This is a genomic window from Flavivirga eckloniae (assembly GCF_002886045.1).
GTDB lineage: Bacteria > Bacteroidota > Bacteroidia > Flavobacteriales > Flavobacteriaceae > Flavivirga > Flavivirga eckloniae.
Genome location: NZ_CP025791.1, coordinates 1,055,837 through 1,070,683 on the forward strand (window position 1 = coordinate 1,055,837; position 14,847 = coordinate 1,070,683).

Annotated in this window: 21 protein-coding genes; 16 read left to right on the forward strand and 5 right to left on the reverse strand. The window is 32.5% G+C overall.

Translation table 11 applies throughout. The features are described 5' to 3' along the window. The first annotated feature begins 84 nt into the window (after positions 1-84). Together C1H87_RS04320 and C1H87_RS04325 are read left to right on the forward strand one after the other, a co-directional pair. Positions 85-561 carry a hypothetical protein gene (locus C1H87_RS04320; RefSeq protein ID WP_102754637.1) on the forward strand — a complete coding sequence of 159 codons (477 nt, stop codon included), beginning with the start codon at positions 85-87 and terminating at the stop codon, positions 559-561. Next, positions 551-751: a helix-turn-helix transcriptional regulator gene (locus C1H87_RS04325; protein ID WP_102754638.1), complete on the forward strand. Its 201-nt coding sequence runs from the start codon at positions 551-553 to the stop codon at positions 749-751. Before C1H87_RS04320 ends, C1H87_RS04325 begins: the two co-directional genes overlap by 11 nt. Positions 752-817: 66 nt before the next feature. Here the strand turns inward: C1H87_RS04325 and C1H87_RS04330 are convergent, their stop codons facing one another. Next, complete coding sequence (locus C1H87_RS04330) at positions 818-1,666, reverse strand: DUF2911 domain-containing protein (protein WP_102754639.1); 849 nt, start codon at positions 1,664-1,666, stop codon at positions 818-820. A 210-nt stretch (positions 1,667-1,876) separates the two neighbouring features. Here C1H87_RS04330 and C1H87_RS04335 point away from each other — a divergent pair, with 210 nt between their 5' ends. The 12 genes from C1H87_RS04335 (at position 1,877) to C1H87_RS04385 (ending at position 10,222) form a co-directional block, all read left to right on the forward strand. Beyond that, positions 1,877-2,533 carry an MIP/aquaporin family protein gene (locus tag C1H87_RS04335; protein ID WP_102754640.1) on the forward strand — a complete coding sequence of 219 codons (657 nt, stop codon included), beginning with the start codon at positions 1,877-1,879 and terminating at the stop codon, positions 2,531-2,533. A gap of 331 nt (positions 2,534-2,864) precedes the next feature. Beyond that, entirely contained in the window at positions 2,865-3,293 is a 429-nt protein-coding gene (locus C1H87_RS04340) for a hypothetical protein (protein ID WP_102754641.1), read from the forward strand. An 88-nt stretch (positions 3,294-3,381) separates the two neighbouring features. Next, the gene (gene folE, locus C1H87_RS04345; protein ID WP_102754642.1) at positions 3,382-4,068 is read left to right on the forward strand and encodes a GTP cyclohydrolase I FolE; all 687 of its coding nucleotides are present in this window, start codon (positions 3,382-3,384) and stop codon (positions 4,066-4,068) included. A gap of 4 nt (positions 4,069-4,072) precedes the next feature. Continuing rightward, positions 4,073-4,297, forward strand: coding sequence for a hypothetical protein (locus C1H87_RS04350; protein WP_102754643.1), 225 nt, complete (start codon positions 4,073-4,075; stop codon positions 4,295-4,297). Between the two features lie 167 nt (positions 4,298-4,464). Then, positions 4,465-4,680: a hypothetical protein gene (locus tag C1H87_RS04355; RefSeq protein ID WP_102754644.1), complete on the forward strand. Its 216-nt coding sequence runs from the start codon at positions 4,465-4,467 to the stop codon at positions 4,678-4,680. 10 nt (positions 4,681-4,690) lie between these two features. Beyond that, complete coding sequence (locus tag C1H87_RS04360) at positions 4,691-5,374, forward strand: SDR family NAD(P)-dependent oxidoreductase (protein WP_102754645.1); 684 nt, start codon at positions 4,691-4,693, stop codon at positions 5,372-5,374. 3 nt (positions 5,375-5,377) lie between these two features. Beyond that, positions 5,378-5,917, forward strand: coding sequence for a glutathione peroxidase (locus C1H87_RS04365; RefSeq protein ID WP_102754646.1), 540 nt, complete (start codon positions 5,378-5,380; stop codon positions 5,915-5,917). Between the two features lie 5 nt (positions 5,918-5,922). Further along, positions 5,923-6,090, forward strand: a complete 168-nt coding sequence (locus C1H87_RS23265; protein ID WP_158655118.1) for a Lacal_2735 family protein — start codon at positions 5,923-5,925, stop codon at positions 6,088-6,090. Beyond that, positions 6,087-6,548, forward strand: coding sequence for a TspO/MBR family protein (locus tag C1H87_RS04370; RefSeq protein ID WP_102754647.1), 462 nt, complete (start codon positions 6,087-6,089; stop codon positions 6,546-6,548). Before C1H87_RS23265 ends, C1H87_RS04370 begins: the two co-directional genes overlap by 4 nt. Positions 6,549-6,550: 2 nt before the next feature. Beyond that, on the forward strand, positions 6,551-7,012 hold the full coding sequence (locus tag C1H87_RS04375) for an SRPBCC family protein (RefSeq protein ID WP_102754648.1): 462 nt from the start codon (positions 6,551-6,553) through the stop codon (positions 7,010-7,012). A 64-nt stretch (positions 7,013-7,076) separates the two neighbouring features. Beyond that, positions 7,077-8,381 (forward strand): cryptochrome/photolyase family protein, encoded by a 1,305-nt coding sequence (locus C1H87_RS04380; RefSeq protein WP_102754649.1) that lies wholly within the window; start codon positions 7,077-7,079, stop codon positions 8,379-8,381. A gap of 344 nt (positions 8,382-8,725) precedes the next feature. Next, positions 8,726-10,222, forward strand: a complete 1,497-nt coding sequence (locus C1H87_RS04385) for a PA14 domain-containing protein (RefSeq protein WP_102754650.1) — start codon at positions 8,726-8,728, stop codon at positions 10,220-10,222. Positions 10,223-10,290: 68 nt separating this feature from the next. Here the strand turns inward: C1H87_RS04385 and C1H87_RS04390 are convergent, their stop codons facing one another. After that, complete coding sequence (locus tag C1H87_RS04390) at positions 10,291-10,626, reverse strand: hypothetical protein (protein WP_233783339.1); 336 nt, start codon at positions 10,624-10,626, stop codon at positions 10,291-10,293. A gap of 367 nt (positions 10,627-10,993) precedes the next feature. On the opposite strand from C1H87_RS04390, the gene C1H87_RS04395 reads away from it, so the two are divergent. Next, positions 10,994-11,818: a class I SAM-dependent methyltransferase gene (locus C1H87_RS04395; protein WP_233783341.1), complete on the forward strand. Its 825-nt coding sequence runs from the start codon at positions 10,994-10,996 to the stop codon at positions 11,816-11,818. Positions 11,819-12,025: 207 nt separating this feature from the next. Then, entirely contained in the window at positions 12,026-12,250 is a 225-nt protein-coding gene (locus C1H87_RS04400) for a KTSC domain-containing protein (RefSeq protein WP_102754652.1), read from the forward strand. Between the two features lie 58 nt (positions 12,251-12,308). On the opposite strand, the gene murA is transcribed toward C1H87_RS04400, so the two are convergent. From murA to C1H87_RS04415, 3 genes are all read right to left on the reverse strand, one after another. Beyond that, positions 12,309-13,619, reverse strand: coding sequence for a UDP-N-acetylglucosamine 1-carboxyvinyltransferase (gene murA, locus C1H87_RS04405; protein WP_102754653.1), 1,311 nt, complete (start codon positions 13,617-13,619; stop codon positions 12,309-12,311). Positions 13,620-13,628: 9 nt separating this feature from the next. After that, positions 13,629-14,270 carry a DUF4290 domain-containing protein gene (locus C1H87_RS04410; protein ID WP_102754654.1) on the reverse strand — a complete coding sequence of 214 codons (642 nt, stop codon included), beginning with the start codon at positions 14,268-14,270 and terminating at the stop codon, positions 13,629-13,631. A 67-nt stretch (positions 14,271-14,337) separates the two neighbouring features. After that, positions 14,338-14,631, reverse strand: coding sequence for a DUF493 family protein (locus C1H87_RS04415; RefSeq protein ID WP_102754655.1), 294 nt, complete (start codon positions 14,629-14,631; stop codon positions 14,338-14,340). Between the last annotated feature and the right edge of the window lie 216 nt (positions 14,632-14,847).

The following is a 14,847-nucleotide window of genomic DNA, read 5'->3' on the forward strand; positions in this document are numbered from 1 at the left end:
TTAAGTCATTTTTATTTGTCTAAATGTAAAGTTTGTTTTACTTTTGATTTATCAATCATTTAAATCAATTTAAAACGAACAGTTATGAAAACAAATTATTTATTACCCAACAAGTACAAAATCTTAGGTTGGATACTTTTAGTATTAGGACTAATACTCGGAATTTATGTTTATTCAATCGGCTATGAATCGAAAATGTTAACTATAAATGTATTATCAATATTTAGTAGTGGCGATTTTATTTTCGACGATAAGCAAGAATTCTTTAAAATTATTGAAAATAGCATTGTCGATGAACTAGTTGCACTAGCAATTATCTTTGGAGGATTAATAGTTGGGTTTTCTAAGGAAAAAATTGAAGATGAGTTCATTTATAAATTAAGAAAAGACTCATTAATTTGGGCAATTATTTTTAATTATGCAATCTTAACTTTTACAATTGCATTTGTTTATAATTTTACATTTTTCCATATCCTAGTTTTTAATATGTTTACACCACTCTTATTCTTTATTATCCGTTTTAATTTCTTAAAACTTAAATCAAATAGTCATGAAGAATAATATTAAAGTACAACGTGCTATTTACGACATGACTCAAGCAGATTTAGCAGAAAGAATTGGAGTAAGCAGGCAAACCATAAATGCCATGGAAAAAAACAAATACGTACCATCAACTGTACTTTCCCTAAAAATAGCAAAACTCTTTAAAAAATCTGTTGAAGAGATTTTCTTTCTGGAAGACGAGGATTAAAAAATTAAAAAGCGCAACTTTTTGAGTTGCGCTTTTCTTTTATGTGATATTAATAATATCTTCTATTTACAGAGCTCCCCATTCTTTTAGGGAATCTTTATTCATTTTTACGTAATCTGCATTTCCAGCTTTCTCAGCACCTTCTAAAGATTTCTTAGCAGCAGAAATAGCACCTTTTTTATCTCCAGCTTTTGCATGGATTAAAGACTGCTTTCTTAAAAACCAAAAACGAGGCTTATCTTTTGTCATCTCAACAGCCTTGTCGATCCACTTTACAGCTTCTTTAACATCCTTACCTTCTGCTAAATAATATGCAGCAGCAGAATAGTACTCGTTGGCACTTGGTCCATTCATAGCGCCCTCTATACTAGCTACTACAGCCTTGTCTGTTGGCACTTCAAACTTAACACCTACATATACATCTTCCCACATTAAACCTAAAGTAGCAGCACTATTGCTTAAGTCATCAAACGACATAGTAAACGTTTCAATTTTTACTGGTAGTTTAAAAACTTGTGCACTTGTTTTAGCGGCAACTTTAGCTTCATCCCATTCACGAGGTGTTCCCCAGTTATTCGTATCTGCATAAAATATAACCTCCCACGATTCCGCGTCAGGTTTTACAAAAATAGCATACGATCCAGCTTTAAGTGTCTGTCCGTCAATAGTGGCATCATCACTAAAAGTAATGGTCGTGTTTTTGTTAGCTCCAGTTCTCCAAAGCTTTCCATAAGGTACTAAATTTCCAAAAATCGTACGACCTTTCATACTAGGTCTTGAGTACTCTATAGTTACGTCTGTTAAACCAACCTTTTGCTCTTGTTTAGAAAACGGACTAGGTTGTGGTGTTTTAACCTGCGCATTTACACTAAAAGAAAATGTAAGTGCCAAGGCGATTAATAGTATTTTTTTCATTTTTGATTAAGTTAAATTAAGCGTTTATAATAATGATCATAAAATTACACATCAAAAATCCTTTTATTGTTAACAAAAACTTAAAATAAGAGATTGTATATTTGCGCAATATTAAATCGCTAAAAGCCTGCTAAATGAAGTGGTTTTTAGCTTTTAGTTTTCCTGTAAGACATCGAAAACTTGCAGTTGCTATCCTAAAAAGTAAAGTTGATGAAAAAATATTACTCTGAAATAATTGGAACATTTGGTATGATATTTTGTGGCTGTGGAGCTATGACAATAAACGAAATTACAAATGGTAGCATATCTCATGTTGGTGTTGCTGCTACCTGGGGACTTATTGTTATGGCCATGATTTACGCTTTTGGTGAAATTTCCGGAGCACATTTTAATCCTGCCGTTACTATTGCCTTTGCCTTTGCAAAAAAGTTTTCGTGGAAAGAAGTTCCTAAATATATACTGGCACAAGCTATTGGTGCCATTTTAGCATGTTTTGTTTTATGGTTTTTGTTTCCAGAAAGTCAATTTTTAGGAGAAACCACACCAGCTGAAGGTTTTCCACCATACAAAGCTGCTGTTTTGGAATTTTTGCTCACCTTTTTCCTTATGGTCGTTATTATTAATGTTTCTACCGGTAGTAAAGAAATTGGCACCATGGCAGCCATTGCTGTTGGTGGTGTTATTCTTTTGGAGGCCATGTTTGCAGGTCCTATGACCAAAGCATCCATGAACCCAATACGTTCTATAGCCCCAGCATTATTTACTGGTAATTTTCAATATTTATGGCTCTATATCACAGCACCAATTCTCGGAGCCATAACCGCAGTTTCAAGTTGTAAACTTGTAAAAAACGATAATTGCTGCTAAGTCCTTTCTTAATTATTTTATTTAGCATTTTTTAGTCTTAAACATTTTATGTCTTTACCATAAATTCAGACTTTATGGTAAAGAAAACCTAAAATCCGTATATACTTTTTGTAAAATAAATATCACCCTATTTAGTAGTAGGCAAAATAATTAGGCTTTATTATTGAGGATAAACTTATCTCCATAAAGCTATTTAAGATAGAAATTGCAATGTCAAACAGATTAAGCCCACAAACCATAAATATTACTGATAGTACTATCAATATTTTTTGTTTAACAAAAACAAAAATAAATTAAACATTTTGTATTTTTGGTAATGTAGCTGATACATATGATTTTAAACTCAACATACAAAAACAAAAAAAACAAACAAATCCTTGATGATATTGTTGGAAGAGCCTTTTCGTTTTTTGAATCGATAAAAATGAAAGGTGTAGGATCGAAACGTATGATTATAAAAGACGTAAGTCCTAATTTAAAATCATATTTAAATACCGTATCAACTATAAATTATGCCAATATAGAATTACGAACGAAAGGTATTTTGATATACATCAATAAAGGTTTGGAAACGTTCACTTGGGCTATACCCTATTACCAATTAGTAATTTATAAAATCAATGGTTCAAGTATTCACGCACAGGGACGTTTCATACATTTTAGCAACAATAGAACCTTTAAGGAAAATAAAAGATTTTTCGCTAAAATGTTAGATGAAAAATTAAAATACGACTTAGCTTATAATTTTAACCATATATGAACGATACAGATTAAAGAAATAACTTAAGAAAACGTTCATGGGATAAAATCAAGTAGTTCGTTAAAACTGTATATAAAAAAAGACAACTATGAATATTGAAACTAAAACAAATGGTTACAAATTAAATGGTTTTTCAACAGAAGATATTGGAGACGACCATTTATATACAGGACTAGAAACTCCAATGAAAGTAGATGCTTTTAAACTAAATGATTCTGAAAAGAAAGCGCGTATTGCTATTTTATTCGAAGAGATTATGGACGTTATGGGGTTAGATTTAACAGACGATTCCTTAAAGGGAACACCACAGCGTGTTGCAAAAATGTACATAGATGAAATATTTTCTGGTTTAAACCCAAAAAACAAACCTAAGGTCGCCTTGTTTGACAATAAATATAAGTACAACCAAATGTTAGTTGAAAAAAACATGACGTTCTACTCTAATTGCGAGCATCATTTTGTACCTATAATCGGTAAAGCACATGTGGCATATATATCTTCTGGCAAAGTTATTGGGCTGTCTAAACTTAATCGTATTGTACAGTATTACTCAAAACGTCCACAAGTTCAAGAGCGGTTAACAAACCAAATCGCTAATGAATTGAAAAACATTTTAAATACAGAAGATATAGCCGTTATAATTGACGCAAAACATTTATGTGTTTCATCCAGAGGTATAAAAGATGATACTTCTGCTACCGTAACAGCATATTATGGAGGGCAATTCGATACTCCAGAAAAAATAAGAGAATTACAAAACTATTTAAATAATTAATATCATGGATTTAATAGACAGAGCTCTGGAATTTGAGCAAAGAAAAATGAGATCATTATCTACAAGTGATAGAGTAAAGATTTCAAGAGAAGCAAAAGCATTAATTTTAGATTTAAATCAAATATATAAGGCTAAAAAAGATGAAAAGATTATGGATATTATGAAGCGACTTACCGCAATTAAGCGTAAAGTTGAAAAGCGATTAAAAGGCGCTCCGTTAACAGCATAAATTATTTTAAAAAAAGTTTTAAAGTCAATATTTTATTGCAAATACTAAAATTTATTTAATTAATCCATATAAAAATCAAAAATATCGCAGATTTTACTATATTGTCAAATTGTGGGTAAATACCAATATTTTACCCGAGTAAAATTAAAGTTAATAAGATTAAGATTATGGAACTGATAGAGAAAGCGATAGAATTTGAACAGCGTAAACATACATTTAAAACTACCAGTGAGCGTATTGAAGCATCAAGAGAGGTTAAAGACCTTATATTAAGCCTAAACGATATTTACAAAAAGGATAAGGACAAGGACATTATGGATTTAATGAAACGCCTTACTGCTGTGAAACAAAAGATAGAAAAACGCCTCAAAGGGAGGCCTTAAAAAACTAAAAATGAACACTATTATAGTAGTTGGAGGAAGTAAAGGAATTGGAAATACCATTTTAAAAAAACTTCTCCACTACTGTAAAGTAGTGAATATTAGTAGAACATCTCCCCAACAAGTACACAAGAATTTAACTCATTATAACTGCAATATTTTAAATGATGATCTCCCCGAAATAAATACTGCCGATGGCCTAGTTTACTGCCCAGGAAGCATCAATTTAAAACCCATAGCCCGATTAAGCATAGACGATTTCAAAAATGACTTCGAGATTAATGTATTAGGCGCTGTTAAAGTAATCCAAAAGTATTTGTCCGTTTTAAAGAACGGAAACAAGCCTGCCATCGTACTTTTTAGCACAGTAGCTGTTAAATTAGGCATGCCTTTTCATGCAAGCATAGCAACATCTAAGGCTGGAGTTGAAGGGCTTGTAAAATCGTTAGGCGCCGAATTTGCGCCAAAAATTCGAATTAATGCCATTGCTCCAACTGTCACCAATACAGAATTAGCTTCAAAATTACTTCGTAATGAAAAAATGATAGCTAACATTACAGAAAGACATCCGCTTAAAAAATTTTTAAACCCTGATGAAGTGGCAGATATGGCAGAATTTTTATTGTCTGATAAAGCAGCTTCGCTATCAGGTCAAGTTATACAAATGGACTGCGGTATTGTAAGTTTTAAAATTTAGAATATGAGTGTGTTAAAGTTTTTTACAACAACCTTGTTCTCGAAAGGAAACAAGTCTCATAACATAGAACCAAAATCTATTTACGAGGTAACGATTAACGCGTTAAACGGAAGCCCTATTAACCTATCTGAATATAAAGGAAAATACATCCTATTTGTAAATGTAGCTTCAAAATGCGGTTTTACACCTCAATATAAAGATTTACAAAAGTTGTATGATGCGCACAAGGAAAAACTTCAAATTATTGGAGTTCCATGCAACCAGTTTGGAGGTCAAGAACCGGGAAACACTAATGAAATAGAAACTTTTTGTAAAGTCAACTATGGTGTATCGTTTCTAATTACAGAAAAGATTGATGTAAAAGGCAAGAATCAGCATTCACTCTATACTTGGTTAACTCAAAAATCTAAAAATGGCAAAACAAATTCCAAAGTAAAATGGAATTTTCAAAAATATTTAGTTGATCCAAATGGAAGGCTAATAGATTATTATTTTTCTATAACCAGTCCTTTAAGTACGAAAATTGTAAAACATTTAAAATAAAAACAATGTTTGGTTTATTTAAAAAGAAATCCGAATTAGAAAAACTGCAAGACAAATATAAATCGCTAATGAAAGAGTGGCATGCTTTATCTAGCATAGACAGGTCTAAAAGTGATAAGAAATATGCCGAAGCTGAAGTTATAGCAGAACAAATTGAAGCACTTAGCAAATGAAATTACTTAAATACATTTTTGTATTCTTGACCATTAACTTCGGTGCCTTGGCTATAGGAAGTTGGCTCATGGCTAATGGCCCACAAACTATTTGGTATCAAGACTTGAACAAAGCACCGTGGACTCCTCCCGGATGGGTATTTGGAGCAGCGTGGACCTTAATAATGATCTGCTTTTCTGTATACATGGGCTATTTATATAAAGTAGTTCCAAAAGCTAAATTAATCCGCTTGTTCGGTATTCAATTTATACTCAATATTATCTGGAATTATATTTTCTTTAACCAACATTTAATTGGCCTGGGATTATTAACTATTGTACTATTAACCATCATTGTTGCAAAGTTTTTATATGACTATATAAAAGTTCTAACATTTAAAAGCATATTAATTCTGCCATACTTAATCTGGTTGTGCATTGCGACATCCTTAAACGCTTATATTCTGCTAAACAACTAAACATGAAAATTTACAGATTACATAAAAAGCAAAATCTACCTATTAGTGTTGATCTGGCTTGGGATTTTCTTTCAGACCCAAAGAATTTAAAAACAATCACGCCAGAATATATGGGGTTTAATATTTTATCTGGCGCAGACAGACCTATGTTCGCCGGACAGATCATTCAATATATAGTAACACCTGTTTTGGGAATTAAAACGAAATGGGTTACAGAAATAACACATGTTGTAAACAAACAATACTTTGTTGACGAACAACGTTTTGGACCCTATGCCTTATGGCACCATAAGCATTTTATAAAGAAGATCGATGGAGGTATAGAAATGGAAGATATTATTGATTATAAAATACCTTTTGGCATTTTAGGGCAGCTTGTTCATCCCTTTTTAGTAAAGCCAAAACTTGAAGAGATATTTAATTACAGAACCAAAAAGTTAGAAGAATTATTTGGTAAATATTAACGCAACAAGACCGATTATAGGAATTCGAAGTTTTCTCTAAAGTAAAACAACCTAGTATTATTGTATGCATGAAAAAACAAACATATTTTGGTTCCGTCGCGACCTCAGGCTAAATGATAATCATGCATTATTTGAAGCTTTAAAAAGTAATTATCCTGTATTACCCATCTTTATATTCGACCATGAGATATTAAATAAGCTTCCTAAAAATGATGCTAGGGTTACATTCATTTACGACACACTTCAAAATATTAACACAAAACTTAAAAATGAGTTTGACCGCAGCATTGCCATATATCATGGAAATCCGCTAGAGGTTTACAAGCAATTAATCCAAGATTACAAGATTGCAGCGGTTTACACAAACCACGATTACGAACCATATGCACGAACAAGAGACACAGAGATCAAGACATTTTTAAATAGTCATAAAATTGAATTAAAAACTTTTAAAGATCAGGTTATTTTTGAAAAAGACGATATCCTTAAAAGTAATGGAACTCCTTATCTGGTATATACACCATATATGAAACGGTGGAAGGAAACTTTTAAAAAACTTGATCTTAAAAACCATAGTTCAGAGCGTTTGTTATCTAATCTCATTAAAGATACATCTCTGCCTAATTTAAGTTTATCAGATATTGGTTTCACTAGGTCTAATCAAATCATTAAGCCTTATTCCTTAACATCAAACCTTATTCAAAACTACGAAGCCACTCGTAACTTCCCAGCAAAGGATAGCACTTCCAAATTAGGCCCTCATTTACGCTTTGGCACTGTTAGTATTAGAGATATAGTAAACAAGGCTATAGCAGAAGACAATGAAATATTCTGGCAAGAACTTATTTGGCGCGAATTTTTCATGCAAATACTTTGGCATTTCCCGCACACTAAAACAAAAAGTTTTAAACCAAAATACGATCGTATTCCATGGAAAAACAATGAGCTTGAATTCAAAGCGTGGTGCGAAGGAAAAACGGGGTATCCTTTAGTAGATGCAGGTATGCGGGAACTCAACCAGACTGGTTTTATGCATAATCGTGTACGCATGCTGGTTGGTAGTTTTTTATGCAAACATTTACTTATTGATTGGCGCTGGGGTGAAGTCTATTTTGCTGAAAAACTACACGATTACGATATGGCAAGCAACATAGGTAATTGGCAATGGGTAGCAGGTTGCGGTGTAGATGCTGCTCCTTATTTTAGAATTTTCAATCCAACCAGTCAAATTGAAAAATTCGACAAAAACTTAGAATACATAAAAAAATGGGTGCCAGATTTTCAAGAGCTCACTTACCCTACCCCTATAGTAGATCATAAATTTGCTCGCGAACGCTGTTTACAGGTCTATAAAGAAGCGCTTCAATAAAACTTTTCCCTTATAAAGATCATATAATAAACTTCTTAGTATTCTAACCCAAGTTTCTTAATAGGTTGAATATTTTGCTGATTTTGTGTAACAATGTAGAAATTATGTAGTCTAATTACACAATCAAACTCTAACATAATTAAATCTAAAACATATCTTTTATTTCCCAAAGTATCATACTGCCCAATATACCATCATAAAAGCTATATCAGTATCGAACAATTCTGTATCATTTTCATATATTTTAAAAAATAAAATCCCTATAAACGAATATATACCAACAACTTAAATCACGGCACGATAATAGTGGGTCTAAAAAACAATAACTAAAAATAATCTTTACAATGAAGAAAGTATCAATCAAAAATCATTTATCAACACTTTTTATTTTATTCATTCTGGCATCTGGTTCTTTAATACATGCACAAGATATGCCCGGAGAATCCTTTACCATAACATCTAAGTATATGGAAGGCGATCGTGAAATACAAATAGCCCTACCTAAAGGTTATAATGAATGGACCGAATACGATGTACAGTACATGTTAGACCCCAAATGGAATATGAAGCTGCGAAAATCGTTGTTAGACTTTATGCACAATAACACCATGGCTCCAAGAATAATTCTTGTTGGAGTGGTTAGCCCCGACAGAACTTCTGATATGACCCCTTCAAAATTGAATAATTTACCAACATCTGGTAACTCCGAAAATTTTATCGATTTTATTGGAAAAGAAGTTATGCCTTTTGTAGAATCCAAATACAAAACATCTGGTCGTAACACATTTGCAGGACACTCTTTTGGTGGACTTTGCGTTATGCACGCCTTGCTTAGATCTCCAGAGTATTTTGATTCATACTTGGTGGGAGACCCTTCATTTTGGTACGACAATCAACTTTTGGTAAAATTGGCTAAAGAAAAATTACCTAACGTTGGTGGTAAAACTTTATTTATTGGAGCTAGAAAAGGTGGTCCGTATAAAGGTATGGGTATTGATTCTATGGAAGCTGCTTTAAAAGAACATGCTCCTGATAATTTAGATTGGAAAATTGTAGCTTACGAAGACGAAACTCATAATAGTGTTATTTATAAACTAAATTATGATGGTATAAAATTTATATCTCAAGATCATAGAAACAGCTCGATTAGGTTTGTACCAAATCAAGGTGAAGTTATTCCTGGTATTCCCTTATCTATTTTCATGATGCAGCCTTACGAAAAATTGAGGTATACTTTAGACGGAAGTGAACCGGATTTCAACTCCGAATTCATGAAAGACTCCGTTAGCATATCTAAGCCGACCACCTTTAAGGTAAAGATCCCTTTAAAAAGAGACAATACACGACCTGCTATAAGTGGTGAATTTGTTGAAGGTAAAAAGCTAAAAGGTATAAAAAAAGGTAAAAAGTATTTAGCTGGTCTACACTATACTTATTATGAGGGTGATTTTAAGAAACTTCCCGATTTTGATACCTTAAATAGTTTAAAAACTGGTGTTGTAACTAAAGGATTTGAATTACAATCTTTTCCTAAAAAAACATCCTTTGCTAGTGTTTTTAAGGGATATTTTGAAGCTAAAACTAGTGGATACCACTATTTTGCCTTAACTTCAGACGATGGTCTTAAATTCTATATACATGATAAATTAATGATTAATAACGACTGGAGACATGCGGCATTCGAGCAAAAATCTACAGTAGTGTATTTAGAAAAAGGCTTACATCCTATTCGTTACGAATACTTTCAATTTGATGGAGGAGCCGAAATTAACCTTTATTATAAAGCACCCGGAGAAAAACCTGGTAGACTAGGGTTTAATAGGTTTTGGTATAAACTTTAATTTTAAACACAAAAAAAGCTTTAAGAAAAGAAATCTTAAAGCTTTTTGTTAATCTTAATTTAATAATATTAATTTATCGTAATACAACCATCTTTAATGGTAATTTTATCATCTTTTTTCACTTCAACTTCTTTACAATTATCATAGATAATAGCATCACTGCATCCTGTTTGAATCGTTACTGAAGCCGTTCTACTTTTACCAAATTTAACCTTTGTTGTCGATCCACATGACTTTACTTTAAATTCATAGTCCTTTGAATCTTTATTATAATACCTCAATGTAATTCCGAAAACGGCTTTTTCAACTTGAGGTACCTCATTTACACTATTCTCCATTGAAGAAAAAGAAATGAAACTTAAACTTAGTGCAATAACTAATACTAATGTGATTTTTTTATACATTTTCTGTTTTTTTGGGGTTATCCAAATATCCTTTTTATTTCTAACACCAGAAAATAATCACCATCATAAAATCAAAAAATATAACTGTTTTTTATTATAGATTGCTTTTCGTCTATTATTTTTAGACATAGGTGAAAAAAAAATTCAATATTTTGTTTAAGAAAATTGCTCAATAAAAATAATTCTTACTTACTGATAATAACCTACTAAGCCCTTCTTGTTTATGCTAAGCATAACCGAAATACTCCGTACAGGTCATTCTGAATAACACTTTTTAGATCCCCAACCAGTTTATCATAATATAATACTTTACGATAAAGTACTACATGTATGGATTGGATAATGGCTATAGGTTTAATAAATTTGAATGGTTAAATATTACCTTAAACACTTTACTGCTATGGATGTCAAATATGATAAAATAGGTATTGATTACAATCTTACCAGAAAAGCCGATCCTTTTTTAACACAGCAACTATTGCATCATCTAAATCCTAAAAAGAACGGTATTTATTTGGATATTGGCTGTGGTACAGGAAATTACACAAACGAACTGCAGAAAAAAGGGTTTCAGTTTATTGGTATTGATCCTTCCGAAAAAATGTTGGAAGAGGCAAGAAGTAAAAACAAAGACATTGAATGGAAAATTGGTACTGCAGAACACAGCGGATTGCCTGATAATTATGTAGATGGAATCGTTGGCTCTTTAACAATTCATCATTGGACTGATTTAAAAACAGCCTTTTTAGAACTAAAAAGAGTTTTAAAACCAAATGGTAATATGGTAATCTTTACATCTACACCAGAACAAATGGAAGGTTATTGGCTCAATCATTATTTTCCAAAAATGCTATTAGACTCTATAAACCAAATGCCTACTTTAGAAAGCGTTAAATCTGCTATGAAGGATACTGGTATTACATTTTTAGGAACAGAAAACTACTTTATTAAACCAGATTTACAAGATCAATTTCTGTATTGTGGAAAACAAAATCCTGAACTTTATTTTAACGAACAGGTTAGACATGGTATATCTTCATTTTCATCTTTGGCTAATCAAAAGGAAGTTAAACAGGGGTTAATCGATTTAAAAAAAGACATTCATAGTGGTAAATTCGATGAAATTACCCAGACTTATCAAAACAATTTGGGAGATTACCTTTATATTTTAGGCAAAAAATCAAACGAGTAACAGCACATCCGCAACCACCTTTAAATAATTATATATCAATAAATTACTTATTCCAAAGGAATTTGTTTTGTTTAAAAATCGACTTAATGCGTATTAAAACCAGTATTAAAAAATAAGTAAATACTGCGCTTAAACGTATAAATAGGTGTTTTATTTCCGATTAAAAAATCTTACTTTTGGTATTACCCCTAATTAAAAAATTTAACCATGATTAAACGAAAACAAATTGAGTCTTCGATACTTAATAGTATTGGTTATGACTCTGAGAGTGAAATTTTAGAAATTGAACTTAAAAAACCCAAACAAGTCCGACAGTATTATAACTTTTCAAAAGACACCTGGAAAGAATTTGAAGACACAGATTCCAAAGGCCTTTACTTCCTAAAATATATTAAGGATCAATACGACGAATTACGTTTTGCAAAAAGGTAACAAGTAACTATTTGCTATCTCTTTATGCCCAAGGGGATAGCTATCTCAATAACTCTATCTACTCTACTCTTTCAATTTTGGCACCTATAGCCCGTAAACGTTCATCTATACGCTCATAACCTCTATCAATCTGTTCAATGTTTTGAATGGTAGATGTTCCTTTAGCAGAAAGTGCCGCAATAAGTAGCGATACTCCAGCTCTAATATCTGGCGAGGTCATAGTTGTCGCTTTTAATGTCGACTTATAATCATGTCCTATAACAGTGGCTCTATGCGGATCGCACAATATAATTTTTGCCCCCATATCGATTAGTTTATCGACAAAGAACAAACGGCTTTCAAACATTTTTTGGTGTATTAAAACACTACCTCTGGCTTGCGTTGCTACTACCAAAATAATACTTAACAAGTCTGGCGTAAACCCTGGCCATGGTGCATCTGAAATGGTTAAGATAGAACCATCAATAAAGTTTTGTATTTCATAACCATCTGTATGTGCGGGTATATGAATATCGTCGCCCTGGCGTTCAACAGTAATCCCTAATTTTCTAAAAACATTCGGTATTACTCCTAAATCGTCCCAAGACACATTAGTAATCGTCAGCTCACTTTTAGTCATAGCAGCAAGTCCTATCCAACTACCAATCTCAATCATATCTGGTAACATGGTATGATCTGTTCCTCCTAAAGCTTCAACACCATCAATAACCAACAAATTAGAGCCAACACCACTTATTTTGGCTCCCATTCTATTTAGCATCTTACACAACTGTTGCAAATAAGGCTCGCAAGCTGCGTTGTATATGGTTGTTCTACCTTCGGCCAAAACAGCCGCCATTACGATATTAGCAGTTCCGGTAACCGAGGCTTCTTCAAGAAGCATATAGGCCCCTTTTAATTTATCGGCTTCAACACCATAAAACTGTTCTTCTTTGCTATATCTAAACTTGGCTCCAAGATTAATAAGACCTTCAAAATGTGTATCTAATCGTCGTCTTCCAATCTTATCGCCTCCCGGCTTAGGGATAAACCCTCTACCAAAACGCGCCAATAATGGCCCAACAATCATAATCGACCCTCTTAAGCCACGACCATCAACTTTAAACGCATCAGATTCCAAATAATCTAAATCAATATCGTCTGCTTGAAATGTATAAGAGTTGTCTTTAATTTTTTCAATTTTAACACCCAGCTTTCTTAATAAACTAATTAGCTTATTAACATCAACAATATCTGGTATATTGTTAATGGTTACTAATTCTGGTGTTAATAAAACAGCACATAAAATTTGTAACGCTTCATTTTTAGCACCTTGAGGTTGAATACTTCCTTTTAGCTGGTGCCCCCCTTCAATTTTAAATGTTCCCATGCTTGTAAACTAGTAGCGTTTTCTTTGTTTTTTCTTATGGTGACCTTTCTTGCTACTGCCACCTGAAAACTTGCTTTTAGAACGCATCAGACTAGATGAATCTGATAAATCTTCTTTAGATTCCTTAAGATCAATCTTCCCTCCGGAAAGCTCAAATAAATGATCGAAAATTACAGCATCCTCAACAGTGTCCTTATTCCAGTTTAAAAAACACTTCTTCATGTGGTTAGCAATGGTATATACCAAAGCTTCCTTAAGCTCACCTTCTTCCCAGGTATTTGCAACATCGATCATCGTTTTAATGTTGTTTCCATAAAAACGGTACTTAGGAAAATTTTGTGGGTATTTTAAAGGCTCAGGACGTTCTTCAAAAAGTTCTTTGGTTGGCCTCTCGAAAGGAGAATCTACATCCAATTCAAAATTAGACATAATGAAAAGCTGATCCCAAAGTTTATGTTGAAAATCTGGAACGTCACGCAAATGTGGTTGCATATTTCCCATTACAGAAATAATGGCTTTAGCAATTTTATTACGTTCCTCTTTTACTTGTATAGTTTTAGCGTAGTTAATCATTTTCTGCATGTGGCGCCCATATTCTGGAATGATTAAATGCTCACGCTCTGTATTGTATTCTAAGTTATCTATCGTCAAAATTAAATGTGTAGAGTTATATGTTTCTGCATGTAAGTGCTATGCTTGCGCAAAATACAAAAAAAAACTAAAGACTTATCACCCCTTCTACTTTTTCTGCAACTTCTTTATACTTTTCAATAACAGTTTCTGGGCTACTCATCCTTAAATTAATAGAAACACTTGTATATTTTCCATTTTTAGATGCTACTTTACTTATAACAGCTCCCATATTATTAAAAATAGCCTCTAACTTTTCAGATTTATCGGCATCAGATTTTATAATGAACTTATATAAATATTCCGATGGCCAATTTGTTGTTTCATATAATTGCCCTTTTAGTTTTTCATAAAATTCTTCAGAATTTGGAGATGTACTCATAGTCTTTTTTATAATGGTACAAATATACAGTTTCATCTGCTTATATCCGCATTTTACATTGACTAACTTGGGTTTTACGAATTATTGATGGTTATACCTATTCTACATCTTTTTAATCTTACTTTTTAGATCCTTTAGCTTTTCTTCGCCATTCAAACAAGCACAACATAACAAACCTTTTTTTGAAGGTGTTCCAGCTGCTTCATGAACAGTTCG

Excerpts from the sequence above, each read along its gene's own strand:
- C1H87_RS04320 (WP_102754637.1), top strand. The coding sequence starts at position 85 with ATGAAAACAAATTATTTATTACCCAACAAGTACAAAATCTTAGGTTGG.
- C1H87_RS04325 (WP_102754638.1), top strand. The coding sequence starts at position 551 with ATGAAGAATAATATTAAAGTACAACGTGCTATTTACGACATGACTCAA.
- C1H87_RS04330 (WP_102754639.1), bottom strand. The coding sequence starts at position 1,666 with ATGAAAAAAATACTATTAATCGCCTTGGCACTTACATTTTCTTTTAGT.
- C1H87_RS04335 (WP_102754640.1), top strand. The coding sequence starts at position 1,877 with ATGAAAAAATATTACTCTGAAATAATTGGAACATTTGGTATGATATTT.
- C1H87_RS04340 (WP_102754641.1), top strand. The coding sequence starts at position 2,865 with ATGATTTTAAACTCAACATACAAAAACAAAAAAAACAAACAAATCCTT.
- folE (WP_102754642.1), top strand. The coding sequence starts at position 3,382 with ATGAATATTGAAACTAAAACAAATGGTTACAAATTAAATGGTTTTTCA.
- C1H87_RS04350 (WP_102754643.1), top strand. The coding sequence starts at position 4,073 with ATGGATTTAATAGACAGAGCTCTGGAATTTGAGCAAAGAAAAATGAGA.
- C1H87_RS04355 (WP_102754644.1), top strand. The coding sequence starts at position 4,465 with ATGGAACTGATAGAGAAAGCGATAGAATTTGAACAGCGTAAACATACA.
- C1H87_RS04360 (WP_102754645.1), top strand. The coding sequence starts at position 4,691 with ATGAACACTATTATAGTAGTTGGAGGAAGTAAAGGAATTGGAAATACC.
- C1H87_RS04365 (WP_102754646.1), top strand. The coding sequence starts at position 5,378 with ATGAGTGTGTTAAAGTTTTTTACAACAACCTTGTTCTCGAAAGGAAAC.
- C1H87_RS23265 (WP_158655118.1), top strand. The coding sequence starts at position 5,923 with ATGTTTGGTTTATTTAAAAAGAAATCCGAATTAGAAAAACTGCAAGAC.
- C1H87_RS04370 (WP_102754647.1), top strand. The coding sequence starts at position 6,087 with ATGAAATTACTTAAATACATTTTTGTATTCTTGACCATTAACTTCGGT.
- C1H87_RS04375 (WP_102754648.1), top strand. The coding sequence starts at position 6,551 with ATGAAAATTTACAGATTACATAAAAAGCAAAATCTACCTATTAGTGTT.
- C1H87_RS04380 (WP_102754649.1), top strand. The coding sequence starts at position 7,077 with ATGCATGAAAAAACAAACATATTTTGGTTCCGTCGCGACCTCAGGCTA.
- C1H87_RS04385 (WP_102754650.1), top strand. The coding sequence starts at position 8,726 with ATGAAGAAAGTATCAATCAAAAATCATTTATCAACACTTTTTATTTTA.
- C1H87_RS04390 (WP_233783339.1), bottom strand. The coding sequence starts at position 10,626 with ATGTATAAAAAAATCACATTAGTATTAGTTATTGCACTAAGTTTAAGT.
- C1H87_RS04395 (WP_233783341.1), top strand. The coding sequence starts at position 10,994 with ATGGTTAAATATTACCTTAAACACTTTACTGCTATGGATGTCAAATAT.
- C1H87_RS04400 (WP_102754652.1), top strand. The coding sequence starts at position 12,026 with ATGATTAAACGAAAACAAATTGAGTCTTCGATACTTAATAGTATTGGT.
- murA (WP_102754653.1), bottom strand. The coding sequence starts at position 13,619 with ATGGGAACATTTAAAATTGAAGGGGGGCACCAGCTAAAAGGAAGTATT.
- C1H87_RS04415 (WP_102754655.1), bottom strand. The coding sequence starts at position 14,631 with ATGAGTACATCTCCAAATTCTGAAGAATTTTATGAAAAACTAAAAGGG.